This window comes from Puniceibacterium antarcticum, assembly GCF_002760615.1.
In the GTDB taxonomy this organism is placed as follows: Bacteria; Pseudomonadota; Alphaproteobacteria; order Rhodobacterales; family Rhodobacteraceae; genus Puniceibacterium; species Puniceibacterium antarcticum.
This window is the reverse complement of record NZ_AWWI01000121.1, coordinates 33,001-50,500: the sequence shown is the minus strand read 5'-3', so window position 1 is coordinate 50,500 and position 17,500 is coordinate 33,001. Positions and strand designations below refer to the sequence as shown.

The 17,500-nt window shown below is 62.8% G+C and carries 16 protein-coding genes; 7 read left to right on the top strand and 9 right to left on the bottom strand.

Annotated elements, in window-relative coordinates; genetic code table 11:
- The first annotated feature begins 71 nt into the window (after nt 1–71).
- From P775_RS17290 to P775_RS17270, 5 genes are all read left to right on the top strand, one after another.
- Complete coding sequence (locus P775_RS17290; protein WP_099912147.1) at nt 72–362, top strand: SCP2 sterol-binding domain-containing protein; 291 nt, start codon at nt 72–74, stop codon at nt 360–362.
- A gap of 7 nt (nt 363–369) precedes the next feature.
- A complete protein-coding gene (locus tag P775_RS17285) occupies nt 370–1,356 on the top strand; it encodes an alpha/beta fold hydrolase (protein WP_099912146.1) in 987 nt (328 codons plus the stop codon).
- Between the two features lie 40 nt (nt 1,357–1,396).
- Nucleotides 1,397–2,410, top strand: coding sequence for a ligase-associated DNA damage response exonuclease (locus P775_RS17280; RefSeq protein WP_099912145.1), 1,014 nt, complete (start codon nt 1,397–1,399; stop codon nt 2,408–2,410).
- Nucleotides 2,407–3,999: an ATP-dependent DNA ligase gene (locus P775_RS17275; protein WP_099912144.1), complete on the top strand. Its 1,593-nt coding sequence runs from the start codon at nt 2,407–2,409 to the stop codon at nt 3,997–3,999. Before P775_RS17280 ends, P775_RS17275 begins: the two co-directional genes overlap by 4 nt.
- A 145-nt stretch (nt 4,000–4,144) precedes the next feature.
- Nucleotides 4,145–5,959 (top strand): M3 family oligoendopeptidase, encoded by a 1,815-nt coding sequence (locus tag P775_RS17270; protein ID WP_099912143.1) that lies wholly within the window; start codon nt 4,145–4,147, stop codon nt 5,957–5,959.
- Between the two features lie 196 nt (nt 5,960–6,155).
- Here the strand turns inward: P775_RS17270 and P775_RS17265 are convergent, their stop codons facing one another.
- Nucleotides 6,156–6,425: a DksA/TraR family C4-type zinc finger protein gene (locus tag P775_RS17265; RefSeq protein WP_099912142.1), complete on the bottom strand. Its 270-nt coding sequence runs from the start codon at nt 6,423–6,425 to the stop codon at nt 6,156–6,158.
- Between the two features lie 114 nt (nt 6,426–6,539).
- Between P775_RS17265 and P775_RS17260 the strand changes: the two genes are divergently transcribed.
- Nucleotides 6,540–7,067: a glutathione peroxidase gene (locus tag P775_RS17260; protein ID WP_099912141.1), complete on the top strand. Its 528-nt coding sequence runs from the start codon at nt 6,540–6,542 to the stop codon at nt 7,065–7,067.
- A 3-nt stretch (nt 7,068–7,070) separates the two neighbouring features.
- Here P775_RS17260 and P775_RS17255 read toward each other — a convergent pair whose 3' ends face one another.
- The 8 genes from P775_RS17255 to P775_RS17220 all read right to left on the bottom strand — a co-directional run bounded on the left by P775_RS17255 (nt 7,071) and on the right by P775_RS17220 (nt 16,409).
- Nucleotides 7,071–7,727 carry a thermonuclease family protein gene (locus P775_RS17255; protein WP_099912140.1) on the bottom strand — a complete coding sequence of 219 codons (657 nt, stop codon included), beginning with the start codon at nt 7,725–7,727 and terminating at the stop codon, nt 7,071–7,073.
- A 54-nt stretch (nt 7,728–7,781) separates the two neighbouring features.
- Entirely contained in the window at nt 7,782–9,422 is a 1,641-nt protein-coding gene (betA, locus tag P775_RS17250; protein WP_099912139.1) for a choline dehydrogenase, read from the bottom strand.
- A gap of 224 nt (nt 9,423–9,646) precedes the next feature.
- A complete protein-coding gene (gene betB, locus P775_RS17245; RefSeq protein ID WP_099912138.1) occupies nt 9,647–11,098 on the bottom strand; it encodes a betaine-aldehyde dehydrogenase in 1,452 nt (483 codons plus the stop codon).
- A 57-nt stretch (nt 11,099–11,155) separates the two neighbouring features.
- Entirely contained in the window at nt 11,156–12,346 is a 1,191-nt protein-coding gene (locus P775_RS17240; protein WP_099912137.1) for a BCCT family transporter, read from the bottom strand.
- Nucleotides 12,347–12,457: 111 nt separating this feature from the next.
- Nucleotides 12,458–13,963, bottom strand: a complete 1,506-nt coding sequence (gene betC / locus P775_RS17235; protein WP_099912136.1) for a choline-sulfatase — start codon at nt 13,961–13,963, stop codon at nt 12,458–12,460.
- Nucleotides 13,960–14,538, bottom strand: a complete 579-nt coding sequence (betI, locus tag P775_RS17230; RefSeq protein ID WP_099912135.1) for a choline-binding transcriptional repressor BetI — start codon at nt 14,536–14,538, stop codon at nt 13,960–13,962. The genes betC and betI overlap by 4 nt, the downstream gene beginning before the upstream one ends.
- A 79-nt stretch (nt 14,539–14,617) precedes the next feature.
- Nucleotides 14,618–15,550, bottom strand: coding sequence for a DMT family transporter (locus P775_RS17225; RefSeq protein WP_245875739.1), 933 nt, complete (start codon nt 15,548–15,550; stop codon nt 14,618–14,620).
- 265 nt (nt 15,551–15,815) lie between these two features.
- Nucleotides 15,816–16,409 carry a LysE/ArgO family amino acid transporter gene (locus P775_RS17220; protein ID WP_099912134.1) on the bottom strand — a complete coding sequence of 198 codons (594 nt, stop codon included), beginning with the start codon at nt 16,407–16,409 and terminating at the stop codon, nt 15,816–15,818.
- A 193-nt stretch (nt 16,410–16,602) separates the two neighbouring features.
- Here P775_RS17220 and P775_RS17215 point away from each other — a divergent pair, with 193 nt between their 5' ends.
- Nucleotides 16,603–17,478 carry a LysR family transcriptional regulator ArgP gene (locus P775_RS17215; RefSeq protein WP_099912133.1) on the top strand — a complete coding sequence of 292 codons (876 nt, stop codon included), beginning with the start codon at nt 16,603–16,605 and terminating at the stop codon, nt 17,476–17,478.
- The last annotated feature ends 22 nt before the right edge of the window (nt 17,479–17,500 follow it).

Below are 17,500 nucleotides of genomic sequence, written 5' to 3'. Positions count from 1 at the left end.
CTTTTGTACAGATTAGTGCGGGAAACTTAAAATACCACCCGCCACAGCCATGCAAACAGCGGAGAGCACAGATGAGTGATTATATGAGCGAAGCCATGAAGGCCCTGAACGAAAAAATGGCCGGTGCAGACTTTGACGGCACCGCCAAATTCGATGTGACAGGCGAGGGCAGCTTTATGCTTGATTCGACCGGCGCCCATGCCGGGGACGGCGACTCTGATGTGACCCTGAAAGCTGATGCTGACACCTTCCGCGCGATCTTCGAAGGGGATCTGAATCCCACAAACGCCTTCATGTCGGGCAAGCTCGCCATTGACGGTGATATGGGCATGGCGATGAAGCTCGCCTCGGTGCTGGGCTAGACCTCAGATGGAACTGCCCACCGCCCCCTTCCGCGCCGATCTGGCCGAAGGCCCGGTCGGGGCACACGCTTACTGGGTCCATGCCGATGATGGCGTGCGCCTGCGTGTGGCGCGGTATCCCTCCGCCGGCCCCTCCGAAGGCACCCCATCAAAGGGCACCGTGCTGCTCTTTCCCGGGCGCACCGAATATGTCGAAAAATATGGCCGCACCGCAGCGGATCTTTCGGCGGCGGGCTATGACACACTGACCATCGACTGGCGCGGTCAGGGCCTGTCGGACCGGTTGCTGGCTAACGGGCTTGTCGGCCATGTGCAGCTGTTCACCGACTACCAGCGTGATGTCGCCGCCCTGCTGACGGCGGCCCGCGAACTGGCCCTGCCCCAGCCGATGCATCTGATCAGCCATTCCATGGGCGGCGCCATCGGCCTGCGCGCTGTGATGGATGGACTGCCGGTGGCCTCCTGCGTCTTTACCGGGCCCATGTGGGGCATCCGCATCGCGCCCGCCATCCGGCCCGCCGCCTGGGCGCTTGGCTGGGGCAGCGGGCATATCGGCCTCGGGCATCTTTATTCCCCCGGCACCAAACCGGCCAGCTACGTGATCAGCGAACCGTTCAAGGACAACATGCTGACCCGCGACGCCGACATGTATGCCTATATGCGCCGTCAGGTGGCCGAGGTGCCGGCACTGGCGCTTGGTGGCCCGTCGCTGCGCTGGCTGCACCAGTCGCTGCTGGAATGCCGCACGCTTGAACGGCGCGCCTCTCCCGATCTGCCCTGCCTGACCTTTGTCGGCTTGAAAGAACGCATCGTCGATGTCCCCCGTATCCGAAACCGCATGGCCCGCTGGCCGCACGGCAGGCTGGAACTGGTCGCGGGCGCAGAACATGAGGTGCTGATGGACAGCGCCGAAACCCGCAAGGCGGTCATGTCCCAGATCGTCGCCCTGTTCGACAGCGCCTCCGCCAAGCCCCACAGCGCCCAATCCGCCTGACCCCACTGGCAGGCGGCACCACCACCCCTATATCAACCCCATGCGCGCACCCGTCCTCACCTTCACCGACCGGGGCATCTTCTGTCCCGCAGGCGGCTTTCACATCGACCCTTGGCGCCCGGTTGACCGCGCGCTGATCACCCATGGCCACGCCGATCACGCCCGCCCGGGGCACGGGCACTATCTGGCCACCCAACAGGCCGCACCGGTCATCCGCCACCGGCTGGGCAACATCGTCATCGACACAATCCGCTATGGCGAAACGCTGCGCATCGGTGATGCTGCGGTCTCTTTCCACCCCGCCGGACATATCCCCGGCTCGGCCCAGATCCGTGTCGCTGTGGCGGGCGAGGTCTGGGTGGTGTCGGGTGACTACAAGGTTGCGCCGGACGGGCTGTCCGAACCGTTCGAACCGCTGCCCTGCCACAGCTTCATCACCGAATGCACCTTTGGCCTGCCCGTGTTCAAATGGCCAGATCAGGCTAAGGTTGCACGCGACCTTAACGCATGGTGGGCGGGGAATGCCGCTGCGGGCAAGACCGCGCTCCTCGGTGCCTACTCGCTGGGCAAGGCCCAGCGCCTGATGAAGATGCTGAACACAGACATCGGCCCCCTGCTGACCCATGGCGCGGTCGAGGCGACAAATGCCGTGCTGCGCGCTCAGGGCTACACTCTGCCCGACACGCAACAGGTCACGCCCGACCTCAGGATCAAGGATCACCCCGGCGCCCTTGTCATCGCGCCACCTGCCGCCCTTGGCACACCCTGGGCGCGCAAGCTTGGGGCGAGCTCCACCGGCTTCGCCTCGGGCTGGATGCGTCTGCGCGGCGTGCGGCGGCGGCGCGCGGCGGATCGCGGCTTTGTCCTCTCTGACCATGCCGACTGGGACGGGCTGCTGTCAGCGATCCGCACCACCGGGGCTGAAAACATCTATGCCACCCACGGCTATACCGACATCTTTGCCCGTGCTCTGACCGAGATGGGCTGGAACGCACAGGTCGTCCCCACCCAATTCGGCGGGGATGAGGATAGCGCAGAAGAGGCTGCCGCATGAAGGATTTCGCCAACCTCTTCACCACCCTCGACCAGACCACCAGAACCAGCCTCAAAACACAGGCGCTGGCCGCGTATTTCACCGACGCCGCCGATACGGACAAACTCTGGACCATCGCGCTGTTTTCAGGCCGCCGCCCCAAACGCGCCGTAACCACAACCCAGCTGCGCGAATGGGCGGCTGAAAAGGCCGGTGTCCCCCTCTGGCTGCTGGAAGAATCCTATCCCATCGTTGGCGATCTGGCCGAAACCATCGCACTGATCCTGCCAGAGGCCGCAGCGACCTCTGATCTGCCCTTATCTCACTGGATCAACACCTTGCGCGCCCTCTCGAACGTGCCCCCGGAAGAGCGCAAGCACCAGATCCTTGCCGCGTGGGACCAGCTCGACGCGACCGAACGCTTTCTGTTCAACAAGCTGATCACCGGCGGCTTTCGCATCGGCGTGAGCCAGAAACTGATGACCCGCGCCCTCGCGCAAGCAACGGGTCAGGACGAAGCCAGCCTTGCCCACCGGCTTATGGGCGGCTGGACGCCCGACACCACCACCTATCACGCCCTGATCGAGGCGGAGGACAAGGCCGCCGATCTCTCGCGCCCCTATCCCTTTTATCTTGCGTATCAGCTCGACGACACACCCGACGCCCTGGGCGACCCAGCCGACTGGCAAGCCGAATGGAAATGGGACGGCATCCGCGGTCAGCTGATCCTGCGCGCCGGAGAACACCATATCTGGTCGCGGGGGGAAGAGCTGATCACCGACCGCTTCCCCGAACTGGCCCGGGCAAAGGATTTCCTGCCCGACGGCACGGTTCTGGATGGAGAGATTGTGACCTGGGACGGCACCGCCCCGATGTCCTTCAACACGCTGCAATCGCGAATCGGGCGCAAGACCGTGCCCAAAAAACTGCTGAAAGACGCCCCCGTGATCCTGCTCGCCTATGACCTGCTCGAAGAAAACGGTCAGGACCTGCGCGGCACCCCCTTGCGTGAACGCCGCGCGCACCTCGACAAACTGCTTGCCAACCTCCCCCCCGACGCCCCCCTCAAACCCTCCGCCCCGATCCCCTTCACGAACTGGCAATCTCTGAGCGACACCCGCGCCAAGTCCCGCGAGATGCGCGCCGAAGGCCTCATGCTCAAACGTCTCGACAGCCCCTACCTTGCAGGCCGCAAGAAGGGCGACTGGTGGAAATGGAAGCTCGATCCGCTGACCATCGACGCCGTGATGATCTATGCCCAGCAGGGCCACGGGCGCCGCGCCAACCTTTTCACCGACTTCACCTTTGCCGTCTGGCAGGGAAACGACCTCGTGCCCTTCACCAAGGCCTACAGCGGCCTCACCGACGTCGAATTCACCCAGATCACCGCCTGGGTGCGCAAGAACACCCTTCAACGCTTTGGCCCGGTGCGGCAGGTCCGCCCCGAACACGTGTTTGAAATCGCCTTTGAGGGCATCTTTGAAAGCCCCCGGCACAAATCAGGCGTCGCCCTGCGCTTTCCCCGCATGGCGCGCTGGCGCCACGACAAACCGGTGGCCGAGGCGAACACACTGGACGATCTGCGCGCCATCCTGACCGCCTATGCCTGACGCAACCGCCCAAGGGGGCCAGCCCCCGTCGCGCAAGCGCGACTCCCCCGGGATATTTAGGGGCAGATGAAGACAGGTCGGTTTGCTCTTGAGGACGGACGCATCGCACCCTACCTCTTGGTGCAAGAAATATCAGGAGAGACCCATGACCCAGCGCCCGCTTTTCGATGCCAATGCCTCTGCCGGGGGCAAGGACTTTGGCGACCTGCCCGAATGGGACTTGAGCGACCTCTACACCAGCCCCGACGCGCCGGAGCTCAAGCGTGATCTGGACTGGCTGGAACAGGCCTGCGCCAGCTTTGCCGCCGATTATCAGGGCAAACTGGGGGATCTCGACGCTGAAGGTTTCCTCACCGCCATCCACCGCCATGAGAAAATCGAAAACGTCGCCGGGCGCATCATGTCCTTTGCGGGCCTGCGCTATTACCAGCTGACCACCGACAGCGCGCGCACCAAATTCCTGTCCGACACCCAGGAAAAGATCACCATCTACACCACGCCGCTGGTGTTCTTCACGCTGGAACTGAACCGGCTCGACGATGCCGTGCTGGACACGCTTTTTGCCAGCAACAGCGACCTCGCCCGCTACAAGCCCGCCTTTGACCGCATCCGCGCGATGAAACCCTATCAGCTGTCGGACGAGATGGAGAATTTCCTGCACGACATGGGCGTGGTCGGTGACGCCTGGGAACGGCTGTTTGATGAAACCATCGCCGGGCTCGAATTTGAGATCGACGGCGACGCCCTGCCGATCGAGGCCACGCTGAACCTTCTCACCGATCCCGACCGCACCAAACGTCAGGCCGCTGCCGAGGAACTCGCCCGCGTCTTTGGTGCCAACATCCGCACCTTTGCCCGTGTGCACAACACCTCGGCCAAAGAGAAAGAGATCATGGATCGCTGGCGCGGCATGCCCACCGCCCAGACCGGTCGGCACCTGTCAAACCATGTGGAACCCGAGGTGGTCGAGGCGCTGCGCAACGCCGTGGTTGCCGCCTACCCCAAGCTTTCGCACCGCTATTACAATCTCAAACGCAAATGGCTGGGGTTGGACGTGATGCAGGTCTGGGACCGCAACGCGCCCCTGCCCCTGGAAGACCCCAAAGTGGTCAGCTGGGACGACGCCCGTGCCACCGTCATGAATGCCTATGCGGAATTTGATCCCCGCATGGCTGACATCGCGCAGCCGTTCTTTGACAAGGGCTGGATCGACGCCGCCGTGAAACCCGGCAAGGCACCCGGCGCCTTTGCCCATCCCACCGTGACAGATGTGCACCCATACGTGATGCTCAACTACCTTGGCAAACCGCGTGACGTGATGACGCTGGCGCATGAGCTTGGCCACGGCGTGCATCAGGTGCTGGCGGCCGGTCAGGGCGAAATGCTGTCCTCCACCCCGCTGACCCTTGCCGAAACCGCGTCGGTGTTCGGCGAAATGCTCACCTTCCGCCGCATGCTCGACAACGCCAAGACCGACGCCGAACGCAAGGTTCTGCTCGCGGGCAAGGTCGAGGATATGATCAACACGGTGGTCCGCCAGATCGCGTTCTACGACTTCGAGTGCAAGCTCCACGCCGCCCGTCGCGGCGGAGAGCTGACGCCTGACGACATCAACGCGCTCTGGATGTCAGTACAGGCCGAATCCCTGGGTGAGGCGTTTGACTACATGCCGGGATACGAGACGTTCTGGGCCTATATCCCGCATTTCGTCCACTCGCCCTTCTACGTCTACGCCTATGCCTTTGGCGACGGGTTGGTGAACGCGCTTTACGCCGTCTATCAGGAACAACCCGAAGGCTTTCAGGAAAAGTACTTTGACATGCTCAAGGCCGGTGGCTCCAAACACCACAAGGCGCTGCTGGCCCCCTTCGGCCTCGACGCCTCAGACCCCAAGTTCTGGGACAAGGGCCTGTCGATGATCTCGGGCTTCATTGATGAATTGGAAGCAATGGAGGGATAATCCCTCCAAATCCACAGTACGCCCGCCCGGACTCACGCGCAAAGCGCGCCGGGCGAGCGTCTGGCCGATCCGACGCTTCCGTGGCGTTCCGAAACGCATCAAACTGGGGTCTTTAAGATTTCTCGATCAGCGAACGGGCATCAGCAGGCATATAAATGTGCTTCATCCCGAGATCAGAAAGCACATTTATCCCCCCTCACTTCAACTGCGAATCCTTTGATCCCCGCCGGTTGATCCCGCTGCGTGCCTTGAACGTGCCGTCGCGTTCCTGCTGGCAGTCGATGCACAGCTTTACGCCCGGGATCGCGACGCGCCGCGCCTCGGGGATCTCCTCTTCGCATTCCACACAGACCAAGGCGCTTTCGCCCACCGGCCCGCGCCGGGACTTGAGCCGCGCCAATTCATCCGCAATGGATGCTTCGATCTGTTCATTTACCGCGCCGTCGCGCGACCAGCCACCTGCCATGGGATGTCCTCCGTAAAGCTAAAAGATAATCACGCATCTGTGCGTTGCCTAGGGGGCCAAAACGCTCTTGAAACGCCCTCCCCTGTGCTATCTTTCAACGCAGGAGGCGCCAAAATGATCCGTACCCTGACCGCTCTTGCCCTGACCCTGACCACCGCCCTGCCCGCCGCAGCGCTGGAAACCTTCACATTTGCAAATATCGATGGTGGTGAAATCAGCTCTGCCGACTGGGCCGGGCATCCGGTTCTGGTGGTCAACACCGCGTCCAGATGCGGCTTTACCCCGCAATATGACGGGCTTCAGGCGCTTTACGATGACTACAAGGATCAGGGCCTGATCGTGCTCGCCGTGCCTTCGGATGATTTCCGCCAGGAGCTGTCTAGCGCCGAGGAGGTCAAGGAATTCTGCGATGTGAATTTTGGCCTGACCCTGCCGATGACCGACATCACCCATGTGCGCGGCGATGCGGCGCATCCGTTTTACAAATGGGTGGCAGACACGGCAGGCTTCACCCCGGGATGGAATTTCAACAAGGTGCTGATCGCCCCCGATGGCAGCATCGCCGCCACCTTCGGATCATTGGCGCGCCCGCAATCCAGCGCGATCACCGACCCGATCAAGGCAATGCTCGCCGGGTCGTGATTATCATCGCTGCGCTTTTCGCCAGCCTGCCTTGACCGCTTCAGCCTCGGAGCAGAACCAGTGCTCGCCCGCCCCTTCGTTGATACGGGTCTTGTCGTAAAACGCCTGCCCGGGGACGTGATAGATCCGCGTGCCATCGCGCGACACGTTTCCCTTTATGGCACAGCCCTGAACCTCGGGCTGTTGCGGTTTTTTCGGTGCGGGCCGCTGCGCCTTGCGATACTCTGACGGCAGTTGCATCTGTTCACTGTGCAAACCAACGCCTGCCACCGCCGCCGCCTTTTCCGTCAGATCGTAATCCCAACCGTACTGCCGGTAAGCAAAGGCCAATCCGTCGGAAACAAGAGCTGCACCGACGTCCTGCCCGTTCACCGAACAGCGCGCCACCACCCGGCCATAGCGGTCGGTATCCGTCGCCTCGCAGATCGCCCATTGCCCCTGATAGCGCTTGCGCACCTCCTGCGTGACCCAAGCCCCGCAGGCCCAGGCAGGCGTGCCACAGGTCTGCGCCTGTTCCGGCGCATCCACCGCGTGCAACCGCACCCTGACCTTGCCGACATCAAAGGTATCGCCATCAATGACCCGCAGAATCCCATTTGGCGCCGCCAGAACCGACGACGCCAAAGCACATAGAACGAATATCGAACAAATTCTTAACATTTGGTGTATATCACGGGGCGCGCCCCGGACATCAACCCGAATTCGTCAACAATATTAACGTTGTGCGGTTTCCCACCGGGGGCTGATCCAGGGCGCGTCATTCGCCGGGGGCAACTGCCGCTCCAGCACATGATCAGCGATCTTTTCACCCACCATGATCGATGGCCCGTTCAGATTGCCATTGGTGATGCGCGGAAAGATCGAGGAATCCGCCACCCGCAGCCCCTCGACCCCGATCACCCGGCCCTGCGGATCGACAACCGCATCAGGATCACCCGCCGCCCCCATCCGGCAGGTGCCGCAGGGATGATAGGCGCTTTCTGCATGTTCGGCGATGAACGCATCCAGATCGGCGTCCGACTGCACGTCCGCCCCCGGCTGAATTTCGTGCCCCACATAAGGCGCAAACGCCTCCTGTTCAAAGATCTCGCGCGTCAGACGGATGCAGGTGCGGAAATCCTCCCAATCTTCGGGATGGCTCATGTAGTTGAATTTGATCACCGGATCATCACCCGGATTGGCAGACCGCAGCGTCACCGCCCCGCGCGACTTTGACCGCATCGGGCCAACATGGGCCTGAAATCCATGCCCCTCGGCCGCGACCTTGCCGTCATAGCGCACGGCGAGCGGCAGGAAATGATACTGGATGTCGGGATAGGGCACCCCGGCTTTGGAACGCACAAAGGCTGCCGATTCAAACTGGTTCGACGCGCCGGGCCCATCCTTGCGCAGCATCCAGCGCGCGCCGACATAGGCCTTGCCCAACAGGTTCCAGTATTTGAACAGCGTCACGGGCTGCGTCGCCTTCATCTGCAGATAGAGCTCAAGGTGATCCTGCAGATTCTGCCCCACGCCGGGGCGATCCGCCACAACCTCGATCCCATGCTCGGCCAGATGCGCCGCCGGGCCGATCCCCGACAACATCAGCAACTTGGGCGAGTTGAGAGAGGAGGCCGCCAGAATGACCTCTTTATGCGCTGTAATGACCTCGGTCTTGCCCGCGCGCACAACCTCGACCCCGACGGCGCGCCCGTCCTGCATCACCACCTTCTGCGCCAGCGCGCGCACCACCTGTGCCCCCAGCTTTTCCGCCGGGCGCAGATAGGCCTTGGCCGCGGACCAGCGTTCCCCCTTGTAGATGGTCGCCTCCATCGGGCCAAAGCCTTCCTGCTTTTCGCCGTTGTAATCCTCAGTCGCCTCATAGCCGGCCTGAACACCCGCCTCGACAAACGCCTTGACCAGCGGATTCTCCCGCTTGCCGCGCGTCACATGCAGCGGCCCCTTGGCGCCGCGCCAGTCGGATGTGCCGCCATGCCAATGCTCCATGCGCCGGAAATAGGGCAGCACATCGGCGTAGCCCCAGCCGTCGGCACCGGATTCGCGCCAGTGGTCGAAATCCATCGCATGGCCGCGCACATAGACCATGCCGTTGATGCTGGACGATCCGCCAATCACCTTGCCCCGCGGACAGGCCAGCTTGCGACCCCCCAGATGCGCCTCAGGCTCGCTCTCATAGCCCCAGTCATACATCTTCATGTTCATCGGATAGCTCAGCGCGCCGGGCATGTTGATGAACGGCCCCGCATCCGACCCGCCATGTTCGATGACCAGCACCGATTTCCCGGCCTCGGCCAAACGATACGCCATGGCGCAGCCCGCTGACCCCGCCCCTACAATTACATAATCCGCTTCCATCTTTTCCACCTTTCCTCGGTGAGTCTGCCGTGGGTCAAGGTTCGGCACAGCCGACGCCTTGAGGCATGGGAGACTCGCCTCATAAACTCGCCTGAGCACAGGGATGGGCAGACCTGCCCATCACCCGCGTCTCAGCACATTGTCTTCTTTGCCCTCTCCCCCCAACGCCACGCCGCGCGCTTTGCGGCGCGGGGCGGGCGGGTGGGAGCGACGCAAAGCGCGCCTCAGTAAGGCGCTTCCACATGGCCCATGCGCACATAGACCGTCTTCAGCTGCGAATAATGCTCGATCGCGGCCTTGGAGTTTTCACGCCCCACGCCGGAGTTCTTCATGCCGCCAAACGGCGCCTCGACCGGCGCATCGTTGTAGGAGTTGATGAAACAGGTCCCGGCCTCAAGCTGCGCGATCACCCGGTGCGCGCGGGTGAAATCATTGGTGAACACCCCCGCCGACAGGCCGAATTCGGTGGCATTCGCCCGGGCGATCACCTCATCCTCATCCTCGAACTCCAGCACCGACAGCACCGGGCCAAAGATCTCTTCGCGCGCAATGGTCATCTCATCGGTGACACCGTCAAAGATCACCGGTGTGATCCAGAACCCCGGCTTGTCCAGCCGCTCACCGCCGCACACCAGCGTGGCGCCTTCTGCGACACCCTTGGCGATATAGCCCTGCACGATCTCCATCTGGCGCGCACTGACCAGCGGGCCGAAATTCGTCTCGGGGTCCATCGGATCGCCAATCACCGCAGTGCCCAGACGTTCGGCCAGCCGTTTCACGAATGCCGCGCGAAGGCCCTTTTGCACAAAGACCCGCGTGCCGTTGGAACAGATCTGGCCGGAAGAATAGAAATTCGCCAAAATCGCGCCGCCCACGGCATCCTCAAGGTTTGCATCGTCAAAGATCACCAGCGGCGACTTGCCGCCCAGCTCCATGGTCACATGCTTGATGCCCGCAGCTGCGGCGGCATAGACCTTCTTACCCGTCGGCACCGACCCGGTCAGCGACACCTTGTCAACGCGCGGGTCCGTCACCAGCGACGCACCCACCGCGCCCATGCCCTGCACGACGTTGTAGAGGCCCGCAGGGGCGCCAGCTTCCATCAGGATCTCGGCCACCTTCAGCGCACACAGCGGCGTGTTTTCCGAGGGTTTGAAAATCATCGCATTGCCGCAGGCCAGCGCCGGTGCGCCCTTCCAGCAGGCGATCTGCGTCGGATAGTTCCAGGCGCCAATGCCCACGCACAGACCCAGCGGTTCACGACGGGTATAGACCCAATCATCCCCCAGCTGGATATGCTCGCCGGTCAGCGACCCGGCCAGCCCGCCGAAATATTCCAGCGCATCCGCGCCACTGGTGGCATCCGCGACAGATGTCTCCTGATAGGGCTTGCCGGTGTCATAGGTCTCAAGCACCGACAGGTCGTGATTGCGTTCGCGCATGATGTCCGCAGCGCGGCGCAGCACACGGCCCCGCGCGGTGCCGCTCATCTTGGCCCAGTCCTTCTGGGCGCGATGGGCCGCCGTGATGGCCTGCTCGATGATCGCGGGTGTTGCGGCATGGACCTTGGCGATCACCTCGCCCGTGGCCGGATAGACCACCTCGATCAGCTCACCGCTGGTATCTTCGACATACTGCCCGTCAATGAAATGGCTGGCTTTAGGTTGCGTCTGCATCGTGTCTCTTTCCTTTTCGGGTCCGCCCCGGACCCTGTGGCTCGGGGCGTCAGGCGCTTAATCGAGGTCAAGCGCCGGTTTCTTGTAGGTTCCCTTCACATCGCTCAGCACCTCGCGGTGGCGCATGGCGATGGTGACCAGCACGCCGACATAGAGCGCGATAACCACGCCGCCGACCCATTCGATCTGCAGCCACTGGCTCTTGAACAGCAGCGTCAGCACAAACAGCACCGCCGTGTTGCCCGCCACATAGGTCCATTTGCCAAAGCGTTCGGTCGTCAGGTTCAGGTTGTCGGTGTAAAGCCGGATCAGCGAATCAAGCGAATTGATCACAAAGGTCGTGCCGACAAACACCATCGCCCAGTTCACCAGACCATCGGTCGAAATGCCGTTCTGATAGTAGAAATACAGCACCGAAAACCACACAGCCAGCGGGATGGACGGGATGATCATCAGCGCCGCCAGCATGTGCTGCACCTTCATGCCGCCCACAAAGCGGGACGTGAACTGCCCGATCATCACCGACCAGGCGAACCACCAGAACAGATAGAATTCGTGATAATCCGTCAGTGGCAGCACAAACCGTTCGATATTTGCGAAATACCCGCCGACATTGCTGATGGTTGTGCCAAATTCGCTGATCGACATGCCCGCATAGATCCACATGCCGACAATCAGCCCCAGAAACAGCAGGGTTGACCCGATGCTCAGCACCTTCACGAACTTGATGTCTGTCGAACTGTAGGACGCCGCCAGGATCACCGCAAAGACGATGACATAGAAGGTGGTGACCACCGTTTCCCCATCGCCGATGCGGGGCAGATAATAGGGCAAGTAAATCAGGAACAGCGACCCGGTAAAGGCGCAGGTGGTGACGATCACCATGTTATTGACCAGCCGCACAAACGGCTTTTCAAAGAACTTCACCCGCGGCTCGATCGCGCAGAAGTAAAACGCCGTCAGGAAATAAAAGGCCCAGATCAGAAAGCCCCAGAACCCGAATTCCAGCGCCAGCGGATTGGTAAAGGCATAGGCCGGGTTCGCCTCTGTGTCCGCATAAAGCGGAAAGTCGAAGGCCAGCGGGAACATGATCAGCCCCACATCCAGACCCGAGGTGAACAGGATCGCGATAAACACGAACATCGGCACCGGGTCCGGCCCGATCAACCGCAGGTTCCACCATTTGATGGTCACAAAGATCACAAGACCAAAGGCCATCAGGATCCCGAATGAGATAAGGTAGGTCATGAACGTGTCCCCTTGTTGTTTCTTCTTATCCGGCTTGCCGCCGGTTCGGATGTCACAGGACAACAGGCCCTGCCCGCCATTGTTCCTCGTTTTCGGCGGAAATCTGCTAAGTCACTCTCCTCTAGGGAACCTTTTGTCCCCTTCCAGATCGTTCAGATCCATGTGATTGCGCATGTAACGCTCGCTGGCCTTCTGCAGCGGCTGGTAATCCCAGGGGTAATATCCCCCCTGCCGCAGCGCGCCGTAAACCACCCAGCGCTGCGCCTGACTTGCACGCACATCCGCGTCTAACGCCTCCAGATCCCAGCGCTCGGCGGCCATGATGCGGAACCGCTCCAGCACCTTTGCCTGCGCGAGATCCTCGGCCAGATTGCTCAGCTCATGCGGATCGGCCTCAAGGTCAAACAGCTGCTCGGGGTCCAGCGCGCAGTTGGTGTATTTCCACCGCCCCTGCCGCAGCGCCACCATAGGCGCATAAGACGCCTCTGCTGCATATTCCATCGCCACCGGACTTGCGCGCGTGCCACCCTGCCCCAGCGGCATCAGGCTCTCTCCCGTGGTCCAGGGCATGACCTCGTCCATGCTCACCCCCGCCAGCGCGCAAAGCGTCGGACAGATGTCGATATTGCTCACCGGCGTTGCGACCCGTCCCGGCGTCATCTGGGGCGCTGCGATCATCATCGGCACCCGCGACGACCCCTCAAGAAAGGACATCTTGTACCACAGCCCGCGCTCGCCCAGCATATCGCCATGGTCGCTGACAAAGACCACAATCGCCTCTTGGCGGGTGCGCTCCAGCACATCCAGCACCTCCCCGATCTTGTCATCAAGATACGAGATATTGGCGAAATAGGCCCGGCGCGCCCGGCGGATATGCTCTTCGGTGATGTCATAGGACCGCCAGTCATTGGCGTCAAAGATGCGCTGCGCATGCGGATCATGATCGTCATAGGACATCGCCGGAACCTCTGGCAGCAGATGTTCGCAGTGTTCGTAAAGGTCCCAGTATTTGCGCCGCGCGACGTAAGGATCATGCGGGTGGGTGAAACTCACCGTAAGGCACCAGGGCCGCGCATCCGCCCCGCGCGCAAGGTCATACAGCTTCTGTTGCGCCAGAAAGGCGACCTCGTCATCATATTCCATCTGGTTCGACGTCTCGGCCACCCCGGCGCCGGTGACCGACCCCATGTTGTGATACCACCAGTCAATCCGCTCGCCGGGTTTGCGGTAATCGGGCGTCCAGCCGAAATCGGCGGGATAGATGTCGGTGGTCAGGCGCTGCTCGAACCCGTGCAGCTGATCCGGCCCGACAAAATGCATCTTGCCCGAGAGGCAAGTCTGATACCCCGCCCGGCGCAGATGATGCGCATAGGTCGGGATAGAAGACGCAAATTCCGCCGCATTGTCATAGACCCCAGTGCCGCTGGGCAACTGGCCAGACATGAACGCCGCCCGCCCCGGCGCGCACAGCGGTGAGGCAGTATAGGCATTGGCAAACCGGGTAGAGCGCGCCGCCAGCCGCTTCAGGTTCGGCGCATGCAGCCACTCGGCGGGCCCATCCGGAAACAGTGTGCCGTTCAGCTGGTCCACCATCACGATCAATATGTTTTGTGTCATGTGTTCTGCTCTCTGATCAGTGCCTCGACACAGGTCATGACCTGCGCTGCGGCGTCCTCTTCAAATCCCGCGCCACCCAGGGCCGCGCGCAGATACATCCCGTCAATCAACGCAGCCAGCAACTCGGCGGCGGGGCCGGGCCGCGCCATATGGGCGCGCAGCGCGTGTTTCAGGTTCGACCGCAGCCGCCCCTGATAGATCCGCAACAGCCGCCCCGCCTCTGGGTCGCGCTGCGCCAGCACGTAAAAATTCAGCCAGGCCGAAATCACCGCCGGCTCGAAACAGCTGTCGGCAAAGTTCGCCGCAATCACCGCGCGCAGCCGGTCCTGCGGCCCCTGCGCCGCCACCAGCGCCTCGCGCACCTCGCGCGAATAATCTGACAGAATGTGCCGCATGGCCGCAGACAGGATCTGCGCCTTGCTGCCAAAATAATGATGTGCCAGCGCGCTGGACACGCCCGCGCGGCGCGCAATCTGACCCACGGTGACGTTCAGCGACCCCGCCGCCCCGATCTCGCAGATCGCGGCCTGAACCAGCGCCGCCCGGCGCTTCGGCTCCATTCCGATCTTCGGCATAACGATTCCCCTATAAGGCAGGCAGCATGGCGTTGATTGATTGATCAGTCAATCAAAACGCAAAACGCCCGCCCGCCGCCTAAACTTTGGTCGCCGGGGACGGCGGCGTCACATAGCGCCGCTTCAGCCGCGCCTCCCGCCAGGTGATAAAGCTGACAGCGGCAAGGATGACACAGCCCCCCGCGACCACCCAAGGGTCGATCGGCTCGCCAAAGACCGCAAGCCCCACCATAACCGACCAGACCAGCTGCAAAAAGGTCACGGGCTGCGTGAGCGTCACCGGTGCTGCGGCAAAGGCCAGCGTCATGGCATAATGCCCCGCCGTGGCAAAGCAGGCCACACAGAACAGGATGCCGACATCCCCCAGGCGCGGCGTCACCCAGACGGCATAGGCAAAGGGCGCAAGGCCAATCGTCACCATCACCGACAGCAGTGCCACAACCACCACCGCCGACAGCTCATCCGACAGGATCTTGGCGGTAAGATAGGACGCAGAATAGAGCACCGCCGTCCCCAGCATGGCAAAATGCCCCGGATCCAACTCGCGAAACCCGGGCCGCAGGATCAGCATCGCCCCCCCGAGGGCGGCACAGATCGCCAGGATCCGCCGCACCGCCAGCCGCTCGCCCAGCACGATCACCGCAAGGATCGTCACCCCCACCGGCGTTAAATATCCCATCGCCGTGACCTCGGCCAAGGGCAGGCGCGACATGGCAAAGAACCACAGCAGAACCCCCACAGAATGCACCGCGCCGCGCAGGGTGAACAACCGCCATTGCCGCCGCGTCAGGCGCAGCGCCACAAGCTCGCGCCACACCGGAATCAGAAACACCAACCCCATCAGATACCGCAGAAACGCGCTCTCGGCCGCCGGCACCCGCCCGTGCAGCGTCTTGACCAGCGCGGTCACCCCGACAAAGCACAGCCCCGTCACCACCATCCACAGAATGCCCGCCAAAGGCCGCTGCCCGGCCACACGGGGCGCCACCGCTGCCGCAGAAGAAGATGTCATGTCGTGGTCCCGCTCTTTAAGTCCCGAATGACCTGCCGCGCGCGCGCCCCGCATGCAAGCAAAATCCCCCCGTTTCACCTGTCCCCAAATATCCCGGGGGGGGGCGCCGTCAGGCGGACCGGGGGCAGCGCCCCCTGACACTCTTTCGTCGCGCACAGCGCGACGGGGGCAGCGCCCCCTACAACATCTCGACGCGGCACAGCGCGACGGGGGGCCCCGCCCCCCGATAATCACCTGTCGCGCACAACGCGACGGGGCCGCGCCCCTATCCCACCAGCAGCGACACCGCGATCAGCCACATCATCCCACCGATCGCGCCGTCCAGCACCCGCCAGGCCCCGGGACGCGCCAGCAGCGGCGACAACAGCCGTGCGCCATATCCCAGCGCAAAGAAGAACACAAAAGACGCCGCCATCGCCCCCAGCGCAAACCCCAGCCGGTCCTCATATTGCGCCGCCACCGCGCCCAGCAACACCACCGTGTCCAGATAGACATGCGGGTTCAGCCAGGTCAGCGCGATGCAGGTCAGCAGCGCCGCGCGCAGCGACGGAGCACCCGTACCGGCGCGCAACACTTCGCCTCCCCGCCAGGCCGCCGCCAGCGACCGCGCGCCATACCAAAACAGGAATCCCGCCCCGAACAGCCGCATCCCCCATTCCAGCCCCGGCACCGCCTGCGTCAGCGCACCGAACCCCGCCACCCCGGCGGCAATCAGCACCGCATCAGACAGCGCACAGGTCAGACAGACCGCAAACACATGCGCGCGCCCCAGCCCCTGCCGCAGCACAAAGGCATTCTGCGCCCCGATCGCCAAAATCAGGCTCAGCCCCAATCCGAATCCCGCCAGTGCCGCCTGCATACCCACCCACCTTGTTGTTGTGACAGGGGCAGCCCTAGCCGGTGATCCATGATAAGAGTAATTAAACTTTCTCATGCTGATGAAGGATTGCTAAAGCGTCTTGCATTTTATCTGACTCAGGTACATCGCAAGATGCGTTCGACCGAAGGGAGAGGCCGCGTCTTGCTGTTCAAATCAAATGCAAAGTGCTCTAATGCAGCTTGATGCCGCCCAGCTTGCCGCGCTCTCGGCCATTCTCACCCATGGCAGCTTTGACGCCGCCGCGGCGGCGCTTTCGGTCACCCCCTCCGCCATCTCTCAGCGGCTGCGCGCTCTCGAAGACCGGGTCGGCACGCCGCTCGTGCTGCGCACCAGCCCCTGCACCGCCACGCAAACCGGCGCACGCCTCGCCCGGCATGCCGATGAACGCGCCCTGCTCGAAGCAGAACTCGCCTCGGATCTCGGCCAGTCCTCCAGCCCCGCGCGGGTGCGCATCGCCGTCACCGCAGACAGTCTTGCCACCTGGGTGCTGCCCGCGCTCGCCGCGACGCGGGGGCTGATCTTTGACATCGTCACCGATGATCAGGCCCATGCCGCACACTGGCTGCGCCGGGGCGAGGTTTCGGCCGCCATCACCGACCATGCCCGCCCGGTACAGGGCTGCACCGCCCATCCGATGGGGGCCTTGCGCTACATTGCCACCTGTTCGCCGGACTTTCAGGCCCGGCACTTCGCCACAGGTGTCAGCACGGCAACACTCGCCGCCGCGCCGATGCTGCGCTTCAATCAAAAGGATGGATTGCAGGAACAATGGATGCGCCAGACCTTCGGTCAGGCGGTCTCGGCCCCGACACATCACCTGCCCTCGTCACATGGTTTTGTCGATGCCTGTCGGCTGGGCCTTGGCTGGGGGATGAATCCCGCACCGCTGGTGCAGCAGGATCTGGAACAGGGGCGTCTGGTCCCCCTCAGGGCGGACACTGCCCTTGATGTGCCGCTGATCTGGCAGGTGCGCCGTCTGGTCGAACGCCCGCTTGTCCCCGTCACCCGCGCCCTGCGCAAGGCGGCCCAGAGCCATCTGCAACAATGACGGCACCACTGAAAGCTCCACG